General features: G+C 59.6%; 9 protein-coding genes. 8 read left to right on the top strand and 1 reads right to left on the bottom strand.

All coding sequences use genetic code 11. The features are described from left to right. Positions 1–7: 7 nt before the first annotated feature. From minD to HKD31_RS03195, 3 genes are read left to right on the top strand one after another with little or no spacing between them, the layout of a single operon-like run. The gene (gene minD / locus HKD31_RS03205) at positions 8–820 is read left to right on the top strand and encodes a septum site-determining protein MinD (RefSeq protein WP_041110869.1); all 813 of its coding nucleotides are present in this window, start codon (positions 8–10) and stop codon (positions 818–820) included. A gap of 4 nt (positions 821–824) precedes the next feature. Continuing rightward, positions 825–1,103 carry a cell division topological specificity factor MinE gene (gene minE, locus HKD31_RS03200; protein ID WP_062496080.1) on the top strand — a complete coding sequence of 93 codons (279 nt, stop codon included), beginning with the start codon at positions 825–827 and terminating at the stop codon, positions 1,101–1,103. After that, positions 988–1,527 (top strand): YidB family protein, encoded by a 540-nt coding sequence (locus tag HKD31_RS03195; RefSeq protein WP_408872072.1) that lies wholly within the window; start codon positions 988–990, stop codon positions 1,525–1,527. Before minE ends, HKD31_RS03195 begins: the two co-directional genes overlap by 116 nt. A 79-nt stretch (positions 1,528–1,606) precedes the next feature. Here the strand turns inward: HKD31_RS03195 and HKD31_RS03190 are convergent, their stop codons facing one another. Further along, a complete protein-coding gene (locus HKD31_RS03190; protein ID WP_194263626.1) occupies positions 1,607–2,803 on the bottom strand; it encodes an SMP-30/gluconolactonase/LRE family protein in 1,197 nt (398 codons plus the stop codon). Positions 2,804–3,062: 259 nt separating this feature from the next. Between HKD31_RS03190 and HKD31_RS03185 the strand changes: the two genes are divergently transcribed. The 5 genes from HKD31_RS03185 to HKD31_RS03165 all read left to right on the top strand — a co-directional run bounded on the left by HKD31_RS03185 (position 3,063) and on the right by HKD31_RS03165 (position 12,452). Next, positions 3,063–5,486: a TonB-dependent receptor plug domain-containing protein gene (locus HKD31_RS03185; protein ID WP_228120135.1), complete on the top strand. Its 2,424-nt coding sequence runs from the start codon at positions 3,063–3,065 to the stop codon at positions 5,484–5,486. Positions 5,487–6,413: 927 nt separating this feature from the next. Then, complete coding sequence (locus tag HKD31_RS03180) at positions 6,414–8,522, top strand: AfsR/SARP family transcriptional regulator (protein WP_194263628.1); 2,109 nt, start codon at positions 6,414–6,416, stop codon at positions 8,520–8,522. A 135-nt stretch (positions 8,523–8,657) separates the two neighbouring features. Next, a complete protein-coding gene (locus tag HKD31_RS03175) occupies positions 8,658–9,176 on the top strand; it encodes a DUF3576 domain-containing protein (RefSeq protein ID WP_228120134.1) in 519 nt (172 codons plus the stop codon). 7 nt (positions 9,177–9,183) lie between these two features. After that, positions 9,184–11,781 (top strand): leucine--tRNA ligase, encoded by a 2,598-nt coding sequence (gene leuS / locus HKD31_RS03170; RefSeq protein WP_194263629.1) that lies wholly within the window; start codon positions 9,184–9,186, stop codon positions 11,779–11,781. Beyond that, on the top strand, positions 11,781–12,452 hold the full coding sequence (locus tag HKD31_RS03165; protein ID WP_062496065.1) for a hypothetical protein: 672 nt from the start codon (positions 11,781–11,783) through the stop codon (positions 12,450–12,452). Before leuS ends, HKD31_RS03165 begins: the two co-directional genes overlap by 1 nt. Positions 12,453–12,454: the final 2 nt, after the last annotated feature.

Raw genomic sequence — 12,454 nt, 5'->3', positions numbered from 1 at the left:
AGTATTCATGGCCAAGGTTCTGGTTGTCACTTCCGGCAAGGGTGGCGTCGGCAAGACGACATCGACCGCCGCGCTCGGCGCCGCTCTCGCTCAGAGCGGGCAGAATGTCGTGGTGGTTGATTTCGATGTCGGCCTTCGGAACCTCGATCTGGTCATGGGCGCCGAACGCCGGGTGGTTTTCGATCTCATCAACGTCGTGCAGGGCGATGCCCGCCTGTCGCAGGCCCTTATCCGGGACAAGCGCTGCGAAACCCTGTCCATCCTCCCCGCTTCCCAGACCCGTGACAAGGACGCGCTGACCTCCGAGGGTGTAGCCCGCGTGATGGATGAGCTTCGCGAGAAGTTCGACTGGGTCATCTGCGACAGCCCGGCCGGGATCGAGCGTGGCGCGCAGCTGGCCATGTATCACGCCGACATGGCCGTGATCGTGACCAATCCGGAAGTCAGCTCGGTTCGTGACTCCGACCGGATCATCGGCCTGCTCGACAGCAAGACCCAGAAGGCCGAACAGGGCGAGAAAGTCGAGAAGCATCTGCTCCTGACGCGCTATGACCCTGCCCGCGCCGCGCGCAAGGAAATGCTGAGCGTCGAAGACGTTCTCGAAATCCTGTCCATTCCGCTGCTCGGCATCGTGCCCGAAAGCGAGGATGTGCTGAAGTCTTCCAATGTCGGTGCGCCCGTTACGCTGGCCGCACCCACGAGCCTTCCTGCCCGCGCCTATTTCGAAGCAGCCCGTCGCCTGAGCGGCGAGAAGCTCGAGGTCTCGGTTCCAGTCGAGAAGCGCGGTTTCTTTGACTGGCTTTTCAAGAGGGACGCATGAGTTCATGAGTTTTCTCTCAAACATCTTCGCCCGGCGCCAGCAGTCCAGCAGCGTCGCCAAGGACCGTCTGCAGATCCTGCTTGCGCATGAGCGCGGTGCGGGTGAGGCCGGTGAGTCCGATCTGATCCGCCAGCTTCACAAGGAGATCATGGAAGTCATCGCGCGTCATGTCGCCGTCGACCAGGACAAGGTCCAGATCAAGGTGGACCGTGGCAGCGGCTGCTCCATGCTCGAAATCGACGTCGAGGTTCCGCAGCAGCTCAGCGGCAAACGGGTCTCGTAACCCTGACCACCAGATACCCGACGACGGCCGGAGTGCCGCGTCTGAAAGAAATGGAAGAACACGGATGAGCGGCTTTCTCGGAAACCTCATGAACCAGGCTGTCGGCGCCATCGGCGGACAGCTGGGCGAAAAGTTTGGCGGCAGCATTGGCGATTTCCTCAAGGGAGATGGCCTGAACATGCTTATCAGCCAGGCCCAGAGCGCTGGCCTGACCGACAAAATCCAGTCCTGGATCGGCCATGGCGAGAACCTGCCCATTACGGCGGATGAACTGCGCAGCCTCCTGACGGATCAGCAGATCCAGACGATCGTCGCCAAGACAGGCCTTCCCGCTGGCACAATCCTGCCCGCACTGGCTCAGCTTCTTCCCGCTGCCGTCGACAAGCACACGCCTGAGGGCCAGGCTCCGTCAACGACGGCCTGAGCTCCCCCTCTGGCATTCAATACCTGTAAAAAAGAAAGCCCCGGTGGATGGTTCCGCTGGGGCTTTTTCGTATCGGGGCTCAGGATTTCTGCCCCAGCGGCAACGCATCATAAGGCTGCGACTGCTCGATCGGAAAACGAATCAGAAGATAGGGCGTGACCCTGCGATCGGTGCCGCCATTGAACGATGCCAGCCGGTTCCACTGCCCGAACGTGCAGTAGACATGATCCGCGGTTGCGAAAATTCCGTCAGGTGAGAGGGCACGCGGATCCCGGAGCATCATTTTGAACGATCCATCCGGGTCGCGCCGCAGAATGCAGTCGTGCTCGTAATTTGTCGTATAGAGCCGGTTCTGGTCATCCAGGGCCAGACCATCTGCCACGCCCTTTTCGCCTTCATCGCGGATTGCGGGGCCGAGAACGGCATTATCCGACGCCGGATCTGCGAGAAGATCCACCGACAGGCTGTAAAGCCGACGGCTGGTCAGGGGTGCGAAATAGAGACGTTTTTCGTCCTTAGTCAGCGCGATGCCATCCACGCCGCCCGAGACCAACTGCGGATGACCGGGGATATAGCGGCGGGGCTCACCCTCCACGATGGCCAGAAATCCGGTTTCCGGAAGGATTGCGGGATGCGTCGTCAGCACGCGACGGGCCTGCTGGGTCGCGACATCAACGATCACCAGTCCGGGGCTTGTTCCGAAGGATGAATCGGTCACGAAGACCGTCCCCTGCGCCCCATGGGACAGCGACACCCGCAGATCGTTCATGTGACTGTCCGGCAGAAGCACCGGCGCCTTGAGGATGATCTTGTGCGCGACCCGGTTTGTTGCCGGATCGATGCAGACGATCTTCGCTGCCCCCGGCTGCAGGGGATGTCCGGCGCGCTTGCCGTCATCAATCACCCAGAGCCTGCCGTTCCGATCCATGGTCATGCCGTGAACGGAAACAAGACACTCTGCCGGAACATTCCCCGGGAGACTCATTTCGGCACTGGGATAAGGCACGACCTTCCCACCGACCAGTTCGCCGAGAGTTGCTCCCTTATGATCCACGGCATGGCGTGGAAAACCGACAAAAATTCTGCCATTCGGGAGAACCACGATCCCCGAGGGGCCAGGACCATCGAATTCGGCAACAATATCAAGCTCCCCGTAAGGCCCTGTGCCGTTATCCTCGTTTCCAGCTGCGCACGCCTGAGCAACCGGCAGCGCGGCAGAAACTGCGAGAGACGCTGGGGCCGCTGATGCTGCCCGCAGGAAATGACGTCGCTTCATGCACAAACTCTCCGGAATCCATTTGCAAGACACACCGTTTCCATAACGCCCCAAGCGTGTAAGGAACGCCACAGCCCCTACAAAATGTGATCGACATTTTTCCTGAACCGGAAAATTATGTTGACGTTCCGCAAATACGAAACGATTTTGTGTTTCGTATAAATTACTAACTTATTGCGTGGTAAAAGTGCTGACCCAGCTTTCTCTTCGTCATGTAACCCTTCTGGGGACTTCCCTTCTTGGCTCTGCATTTGTCCTGATGATGGACGAAGGCCGCGCTGCGACAACGCAATCCGTTCCGGTTCAGCACAAACAGACCCATGCAACCCCTCCGTCCCGGAAGGCCACTTCCCGGCCGGTCCCGAAACCGCCGGTGGAAGTAGCGGGGGGCAGTGAAGCGGTCGTTGTGACGGGGACGCGTGAGTTCGGCAAGAAGGCGCGGGATTCGATCGCTCCTGTCGACATCGTGACGAATCGCCAGCTGACAGGTACCGGCCAGCCCACACTCCGCGACTCCCTGGCGCTGTTGCTGCCATCCCTCACCGTTCCCACAGGCGGTTTTGATGCGGGTGCCCTGACCGACACGATTTCGCTCCGCGGGCTCAACCCCAACGAAACGCTCGTTCTGGTGGACGGCAAGCGGCGCCATACCACGGCGAATATCTATGCGGATGGCGGCCCGGCGCAGGGGTCAACGCCTGTCGATATCGACATGATCCCCATGTCCATGATCGACCATATCGAAGTTCTGCGTGACGGTGCGTCCGCCCAGTACGGTTCAGACGCGATTGCAGGCGTGGTCAACATCATCCTGAAGAAGCAGAACCATGGTCTGACCATGCGCTCGAACACGGGAATCACGAGCGAAGGCGACGGTTTCCAGCAAGGTGTGTTCATCGACGGCGGCCTGAATCTGAACAATCGCGGTTTCGTTCATATCGGCGGCGATTTCGTTCATCAGGACCATACGGTCCGGTCCGGGGCGGACAACCGGACCAACACCTATGTCAATCAGCTTCTCGGGCAGCCCGAGCAGACCCGTGAGAGCGTCGCCATCAATGCCGGCTACAACATCACTGACAACGTGCAGGCCTATGCCAGCGCGACCTATGCGCACCGGCATGCGGAATCATATCAGAACTACCGCCTGCCCTCCACGCTCGCCAGCTATCCCGGCTATGCCTCAATCTACCCTTACGGCTATACGCCCATCGAAGCCCTGAACGAGGACGACTACGAATTGACGGCCGGCTTCAGGGGGACACTGGCGGGCTGGCACTGGGATGTTTCATCGGTCTTCGGACGGGACTACGATGCCTTCGATACCGAGAGCTCAACAAATGTGGGCCTGTACACCGCCACGGGGCAGACCCCGACATCCTTCGCAGCACAGTCCTATAACGACACGCAGTGGACGAACAGCGTCGACCTGAGCCGCAAGTTCCGCACCTCCTTCTGGCCTTATGCCATCAACGTCGCTGGTGGTGCGTCCTATCGTTACGAGGCCTATGCCATCGGCACAGGCTCTCCGGCGAGCTACACCTATTCCAGCTCGGACGGCTTTCCCGGCACCAACCCGGCCAATGCGGGCAAATGGTCCCGTGACGTTGCGGCGGGCTATCTCGACATCTCAACGAACCTGATGAAGCACTGGCAGATCGATCTGGCTGGCCGCGTCGAGCATTACACGGATGTCGGCAACACCAAGACCGGCAAGATCTCGACCCGTTACGATTTCAGCCCACGCTTTGCGATCCGCGGCACATTCAGCAATGGCTTCCATGCGCCGACGCTCGCGCAGGAACATTATTCCGCACTCTCCGTCTCTCCAACGGCTGCCAGCGGCATCATTGCGGCGAACTCCGCTGGCGCGCTCGCCAACGGCGCCTCAACCCTGAAGCCGGAATCGTCCACGAGTGCCGAAGGCGGCATCATCGTCGAACCGATCAAGAAGCTGCACGTTACCGTCGACGTGTATCAGATCGACCTGCGCGACCGGATCATGCCCGGGGGTACGATCTACGGATCGCAGGCCTACAGCGCACTCCAGGCTGACGGCTTCAACCTGCCGGCAGGATCTGAAAACTGGACTGGAAGCCAGCTCGCCACGCACTGGTTTGCCAATGTCGCCAACACCCGGACACAGGGTCTCGATCTGACGGCGACCTATCCGACCGATTTCGGTCGTTATGGTCATGCGGACTGGGATGTCGCGATCAACCTGAATCGCACGCGCCTGCGCCATCAGGCGACCAGCACAACCGGAGCAGCCCTTCTGAACGCCCAGTATATCGCCTACCTCACCACGGCGTATCCCCGCAGCAAGATCATCTTCGGTGGGACCTGGCATTCTGCCCGGAACAAATGGGCGGTCTCCGTCCATGAAATCCGCTATGGCGAGACAACGTCCCAGCTCACCTACTATACAGGGCCATATACCTATTCCACGAGCCACTTCCTGGAGTTCCAGAATGTGCCGAAATGGACGACGAACGCCTCCGTTACCTACAACATCACGCCCAAATGGAGCGCCACGATCGGCGGGAACAACATCTTCGCCAAATTTCCGTCCGTCGTTCCTGAAGGGAACCGTTATCTCGGTGTGCCCAAATATTACATGAGCACATCCCAGCTCGGCATGAGTGGCGGGTATTATTACCTGGATGTTTCAGCCCGCTTCTGAGGGCTGAACACAGCGAGGTGATGGAGACATCATCTCGCTTTAGGTGACCATCTGCCCGGAGGTCTCCCCACCCGGACAACCGCAAGGCCTGCTGCGGGAAGAACCCGCGTCCCCTGACCTGCGGGGGCAAGAAATGTGGTTCTGGAAATATTGTGTTTGTTGGTGTCCGCGAGAGGATTCGAACCTCCGGCCCCAGGATTCATACCACTTCGGTTTTCACCGCCATGCCCGCAAGCATGTTCGTGGTCTGGACTGTCTCTTCACCATGGCCAGAACGCCAAGGTGTCGCCCGTACAGTCTCTACACCTTCTTACCGGCACGCCGGAAAGCTTGGCTCGGGATTGGCACGATCGAGACGATCAGAGCGTTCCCCGAATTTGAGCGAATCCACCATGCGGTTTCCCATCATGGCGCCCAATTCAAAACCTTAGGAATCCTGTGCTCTATCCTGCTGAGCTACGCGGACAAACACGTCTCTCGTATCGCAGTTATGGTATCGCTGCAACCGTATCTGCGCCATATAAGTCAGTGGAAGACGTCAGGAATTCTTCATCCAAACCGGCAACATCCGGGAAAACAGGAAAATCGAAACCCTCGACAGGGCATATCGTCGGGGATGAAGATTACACGCCCTGTTTATGCTATCTAAACTTTTTCTGGTTAGTCTTTTAAGCAAGGCTTCTGCTACGGCCTTGCACGACACCTCTTTTCCATCAAAAAGGTGATCTGTTTTCTGGTAGTACCAAATCCTGAGTAGGATAGAGCGCATTCGCAGCTGGCATCCTACACAATACCTTTTTGTAGAGGTCTTGCAGGTTTGACTGGGTTGAGAATTGCCATGATCCGCGTTGCTTATAATGACATACTGAAACGGTTTGGAACTTCTGTCCTTTTCGACAGGAGATGCTGATCGTGGAGGCGGCGAAGATGATGGACAGTTCATCCCGTCATATCCGCGAGACCGACCCCACCCTTCTGCGCGTGCGACTGATCGGGCAGATGGAAGCAAGAACTCTCACAGGCGAGAGCGTGCTTCCGGTAGGGGGCAAGACACGGGCCCTTCTGGCTATTCTGGCTCTTTCTGACCGGAAACCTGTCCTTCGCTCCCGGCTGGCGGAACTGCTATGGAGCAAACGCCCTGAAGAGATGGCGCGCGCATCTCTGCGGCAGGAAATTCACCGTCTTCTGGATGCGCTGAGTCCGCTAGGCGTGGACGTCATTGATGTCCAGCGGCACTCACTGGCCCTGAAGCCGGCTCTCACTTCGGTGGATGCCGAGAGGCTGCTCACAGTCAGTGTCCGGACGATCGACAGCGTGACCCTCCCTGACGAACCGCTGCTCGGAGAGCTGGCAGGGGTGGATCCGGCGCTGGACGAATGGCTTGTCCAGCAGAGGGAGCGCCTCTCAACACATCTCCAGCAGGTTTATGAAAATGCCGTCCGGGAATTGACAGATCCGGATCAGGTCGAGGACGTGGCTGAACGCCTGCTGAAGTTTGACGGCCTGAATGAAGTTGCCTGGCGTGCCAGAGTTCAGATGGCCCTGCATCGTGGTGACAAGGGTCGGGCAGCCGCACTCGCTGACCAGATGACACATCTTTTCGGAGACGCCGAAGGACATATCCTTACTCCGGCAACACAGGCGCTGATCAAGAGCATTCCAACTGAAAGCTTCGGCAAGGATCTGGACCGGGACTTCTCCCAGGCAGGTCTGGCTACCCGAGTCCCTGAAGCGTCTTTCACAGCTCCGGTGATGCGCCCGGATCCGATGCTTGCCCTGCCGTTGCATTACGCCTCACAACATCCGGCTGCGGCAGAACCCCGGAAAATCACGCTGGTTTTCCTGACCCCGTTTTCTGCGAATGAAACGCTTGCAGAACAGGGCCAGCGCCTGCGGGATCAACTGGAACTCATGTTCGTCAACATGGGGACTTTCGACATCCTTGCGCTCCCCGAAACCTCCCCGCCCGACCCTGTGAGTGCGGCCGCGGTCTATCGGAACTGGGGCATGGATTACATCATTGCCGGGAATCTGCGGGCAGGTCCTGATGGTGCCAAAAACCGACTGATCCTCCGCGTTCTGGACGCGCGGCGCGGGGGAGTCATCATATGGGGAACGCATTACGATTTCCCACATTCCGGTCCGGATACCGCAAAAAACAGCCTTCTGGCGCCTGCCCAGGCAATGCAGTGGAGCATCTTTGTCACCGAAGCCCGGCGAATTGCGACCCGACCGGATGCAGAACTTTCAGCACTTGGAATGGCGCTACGGGCTTTCATGCTGCTCCTGCGGCATGATTCTTCACTTTTCGACAGAATTGGATTTCTGCTGGAACGCGCCGGCGATCTTGACGGGGACGACGGTGCGATTGCACTCATTGATGCCCTGCACTGCTATATCCGCTTCCTGAATGAATGGAGCCCTGAAGCCAAAGCTGTTTTTGCCCGAGGTCTTCGCAGCGTTCGTACCGCCATTGCGCTGATGCCGGATCTGCATGCAGTCGAAGTTCTTCTCGCCGCGTATCTGATGCACGAGCCTGCCATGCACAGTACGGCTCTCTCGGTTGCCCAGTCCGCGGCTGAGGGAATCTTGCGGATCGAGGGGCTTCACAAGGATTCTCCTGATCTTCTGATGGCGGAGATTGTTCTGGCCCTGCTGGGTGGGGAGACGAAGGCGGCAGCCGGAAAGGTGAAGCTACTGCTGGAAAACGGGTATCGCTCACAGTTGCTTGAACTGCTGCGCCCGGTTTTCATGATGGTCCTGTTGCTAGGGGAAGACTATCAGGAAGTAATCTCGATGGGTCGGTTGTCATCCGGTCTTTATCCATCCTACCCGAGTTCTCTGGTTTATTACCTCATCGCCCTGATTGAAATGGGCGACTGTGCCGAAGAGGCGCATCAGGTCTGTCGTCACCTTCTTCGTCTGGTACCGGATCTGACCATTTCCAGAGCAATCGACCGCTTTCCTTTCGGGGGGAAGACACTGCAAACGAGACTGGCTGAAGCGCTGAGAAAGGCCGGCGTGGCCGAAGGATAAGAACATCTTCCTTCAGGTGCTTGGCCTCTTGCCGCCGGCACGATATGAACACTCAAACAGAAGTTGCCGGCTGCAGGCCTCGCCAGTCTGCATCCTTGCTTGTGACCGGCCCTGGCGCGGCCCGCAGGACCACACATGATGTCTCGCATCCAGTTGACCGTTCTTCGCCCCCTTCACCGACCGACAACCCGGCTTGCCCTGGGATTTCTGGCGCTCAGCGCTCTTGCCGCCTGTGGCAGCGGGCGTGACCCCAGCACCCTGACCGCGCCTCGCAATCATCTTCTCGGTGTGGATCGCGGTGCCGAAGGTGGCGCTGACGAGCTTCGCGGTGGTGTGAACGCCTATCTGTGGCGCGGAGCGATCGACACCCTGTCCTTCATGCCGCTGGCCTCTGCCGATGCCGTGGGCGGTGTCATCCTGACCGACTGGTATCAGCCGTCCTCCAGCCAGAACGAGCGGTTCAAGATTGCGGCCTATGTGCTGGACCGTCGCCTGCGTTCGGACGCTCTGCGGGTCTCCGTGTTCCGGCAGGTTCTGCAGGATGGCCAGTGGGAAGACACCCCCGTTTCCGCCACCACCACTTCCGATATTACTACCCGTATCCTGACCCGCGCACGTCAACTGCGTGCCGAAAATGGCGAGCGGGACAACTGAGTCAGACATGAGCGATACCACAGCCCCCGCATTCGATTTCCAGAACCGCGAACCGTTCTGGCAGAACGAATGGAAGCGGCGGAATACCTTTGCGGTTCCGGATGTTCCCCCGGCCGATCGTCCGAAATACTATGTGCTGGAGATGTTCCCGTACCCGTCGGGGCAGCTTCATGTCGGGCATGTCCGAAACTATACGCTCGGGGATGTGGTCGCGCGCTACAAGCGGGCCCGTGGTTTCGCTGTCATGCACCCCATGGGGTGGGACGCGTTCGGTCTGCCGGCAGAAAATGCCGCCCGTGAACGCAATGTCCATCCTGGCAAGTGGACGATGGACAACATTGCCACCATGCGGGGCACACTGCAGCGTCTGGGCTTCTCGCTGGACTGGGACCGTGAGATCGCAACCTGCCTGCCGGAATATTACGGCAAGCAGCAGAAGCTGTTCACCGACATGCTGGCCGCCGGTCTGGTCGAGCGGCGGGATTCTCTGGTCAACTGGGATCCGGTCGATGAGACGGTTCTTGCGAACGAGCAGGTCGTGGACGGGCGCGGGTGGCGCTCGGGAGCGCTGATCGAGAAGAAGAAGCTCTCTCAGTGGTTCCTGAAAATCACGAAATTCGCTCAGCCCCTGCTTGATGATCTGAAGACGCTTGATCGCTGGCCCGAACGCGTCCGGACGATGCAGGAGCGCTGGATCGGCCGTTCGGAAGGGGCCCGGGTCCGCTTTGCGCTGCATCAGCCGCCCGCAGGCTATGACGAGGATCTCGACAGCGTCGAAGTCTTCACGACGCGTCCCGATACCCTGTTTGGCCTGAGCTTCATCGGGATTTCAGCGGAACATCCGCTGGCCCGCAAGGTTGCGGAAAGCAACCCGCAGGCCGCTGCCTTCATTGAGGAATGCCGCCGTCTCGGGACGTCCGAGGAAGTGATCGAAGCTGCCGAAAAGCGCGGGTTCGACACGGGTCTGCGCGTGGCCAACCCGCTTGATCCCGAAAAGACGGCACCTGTCTGGATCGCCAATTTCGTCCTGATGGACTATGGCACCGGCGCTGTTTTCGGCTGCCCGTGCGGCGATCAGCGCGATCTCGACTTTGCCCGCAAGTACGACCTGCCGGTTCCGCAGGTTCTGCTGCCTCCGGGGCAGGATGCCGAGACCTTTGTCCTGGGCAAGAAGGCCGTTTCGGGGGATGCGACCCTGTTCAATTCGGGTTTCCTGGATGGGCTGGATCCTGCTGCTGCGCGGACGAAAGTCATTGAGCGCCTTGAAGGTCTGGGGGCTGGCAAGGGTGTCGTGAACTGGCGCCTGCGCGACTGGGGCATTTCCCGGCAGCGCTACTGGGGCTGCCCCATTCCCATCATCCACTGCGACACCTGCGGCCCGGTTCCGGTGCCGGATGACCAGCTTCCCGTCATCCTACCGGAAGACGTGACATTTGATCGTCCCGGCAATCCGCTCGATCACCACCCGACCTGGAAGCACGTCAACTGCCCGCATTGCGGCAAGCCTGCGGTTCGTGAGACCGATACGTTCGACACGTTCGTTGACAGTTCCTGGTATTTCGCCCGCTTCACCAGCCCGCATGCCGAAACCCCGACAGTTCCGGCGGCTGCCAATGGCTGGCTGCCGGTGGACCAGTATATCGGCGGCATCGAGCATGCGATCCTGCATCTGCTCTATGCGCGTTTCTTCACCCGCGCGATGCATGAAACCGGGCATCTGGATGTGGACGAGCCGTTTGCCGGTCTCTTCACCCAGGGCATGGTGACGCATGAGAGCTACCGCGACGACAGCGGCTGGCTGTATCCCGAAGAGGTCGAGCGGCACGGCGATCAGGTGGTGCGCCGTGAGACGGGAACGCCGGTTCAGGTCGGCCGCTCGGAAAAGATGTCCAAGTCCAAGCGCAACACGGTGTCTCCGGTCGACATCATCGAGCGTTATGGCGCGGATACGGCCCGCTGGTTCGTTCTCTCCGACAGCCCGCCGGAGAGGGACATGGAATGGACGGCCGCAGGCGTTGCCGCTGCTGCACGCTTTGGCCAGAGACTGCATCGTCTCGTGGCTTCCGTGGCCGCACGGGATGCAGCCGACAGTGCGCATGGTGCAGCAGGGGATGACCTGCGTCGTGTCACGCACCGGACCATTGCCGCCGTCGGTGAAGCTCTCGAAGCCTTTACGCCGAATGTTGCCGTGGCCCGTCTGCATGAGCTGACCTCCGCTCTGGCCGATGCCGAACGCATCGAAGGCGCCGGCATTGCCGCTGCGCGCCGTGAGGCGGCACGCGTGCTGTGTCTGCTGACGGCTCCGATGATGCCCCATCTTGCGGAAGACATGATGGCAGTTCTGGAACCGGGCAGTGCACTTGTTGTGGAGCGTCCCTGGCCGGAAGCCGAAGAAAAATGGCTGGCCGTGCAGAGTGTGACGATCGGTGTGCAGATCCTTGGTAAGCTGCGCGGGACCATTGAGGTTCCGCCCAATGCGCCGAAAGAAGACGTGCTGGCCGCTGCAAAGAACGAGCCGAATGTGGCCCGTCTGCTTGAAGGAAAACGGCTGGTGAAGGAAATCCATGTTCCGAACCGGATCGTCAATTTCGTGGTGGCGGGCTGATGTCTGACCGGCGCGGCGCCTTTCTGCTCACGGCTTTCCTTCTGCTGGGGGGGTGTGGTTTTTCCCCCCTCTATGGAAAGCTGACCCCGAAAACCGACATGTCGGAAGAGTTGGCACAGATTTATGTGGACAACATTCCGGGGCGTTATGGCCAGGAACTCCGTCTGGCCCTGCAGAAAAACCTGGCCGGCGCCGGGCCGGAAGATCCTCATAAATACATGCTGAAAGTCTCTTCCGGCATGAATGAAGAAGCGGTCGACATCCATCAGGACAATACGTCCGGCCGCACCCGGAGCACGGGCTCGGCGCACTGGGTGCTGATCACGGTCGAGCAGAATCCGCGCCTGCTGGCCCAGGGGGATGCCACGACACTCGATGGTTTCAACACCACGTTCGAGCAGTATTTCGCCCAGACGCTGAATGATGAAACGCTTCAGGCACGCGTCTCGGATACGCTGGCGCAGACCATGACGCAGCAGATCGCGATCTGGTTCCGCAATCACAACATGCCCGAGAAAGCCGCGCCGGATGAACTGCCGCGCTATCTGAACACGGATCGCATGCCGGATGACAACGGCAATGCCGCCACCGACCGGACAGGTGTCGATGGCTTCCCGGCTTCCGCAACGGGCCGTCTATCCAGAAGCACGACCAGCACGTCTGCGCAGTAAGT

The sequence above is a fragment of the Gluconobacter potus genome (assembly GCF_015244705.1).
Classification (GTDB): domain Bacteria; phylum Pseudomonadota; class Alphaproteobacteria; order Acetobacterales; family Acetobacteraceae; genus Gluconobacter; species Gluconobacter potus.
Note: the sequence above shows the minus strand (reverse complement) of the source record. Positions and strands in the feature narration are given on the sequence as shown.

Excerpts from the sequence above, each read along its gene's own strand:
- minD (WP_041110869.1), top strand. The coding sequence starts at position 8 with ATGGCCAAGGTTCTGGTTGTCACTTCCGGCAAGGGTGGCGTCGGCAAG.
- minE (WP_062496080.1), top strand. The coding sequence starts at position 825 with ATGAGTTTTCTCTCAAACATCTTCGCCCGGCGCCAGCAGTCCAGCAGC.
- HKD31_RS03195 (WP_408872072.1), top strand. The coding sequence starts at position 988 with ATGTCGCCGTCGACCAGGACAAGGTCCAGATCAAGGTGGACCGTGGCA.
- HKD31_RS03190 (WP_194263626.1), bottom strand. The coding sequence starts at position 2,803 with ATGAAGCGACGTCATTTCCTGCGGGCAGCATCAGCGGCCCCAGCGTCT.
- HKD31_RS03185 (WP_228120135.1), top strand. The coding sequence starts at position 3,063 with ATGATGGACGAAGGCCGCGCTGCGACAACGCAATCCGTTCCGGTTCAG.
- HKD31_RS03180 (WP_194263628.1), top strand. The coding sequence starts at position 6,414 with ATGATGGACAGTTCATCCCGTCATATCCGCGAGACCGACCCCACCCTT.
- HKD31_RS03175 (WP_228120134.1), top strand. The coding sequence starts at position 8,658 with ATGATGTCTCGCATCCAGTTGACCGTTCTTCGCCCCCTTCACCGACCG.
- leuS (WP_194263629.1), top strand. The coding sequence starts at position 9,184 with ATGAGCGATACCACAGCCCCCGCATTCGATTTCCAGAACCGCGAACCG.
- HKD31_RS03165 (WP_062496065.1), top strand. The coding sequence starts at position 11,781 with ATGTCTGACCGGCGCGGCGCCTTTCTGCTCACGGCTTTCCTTCTGCTG.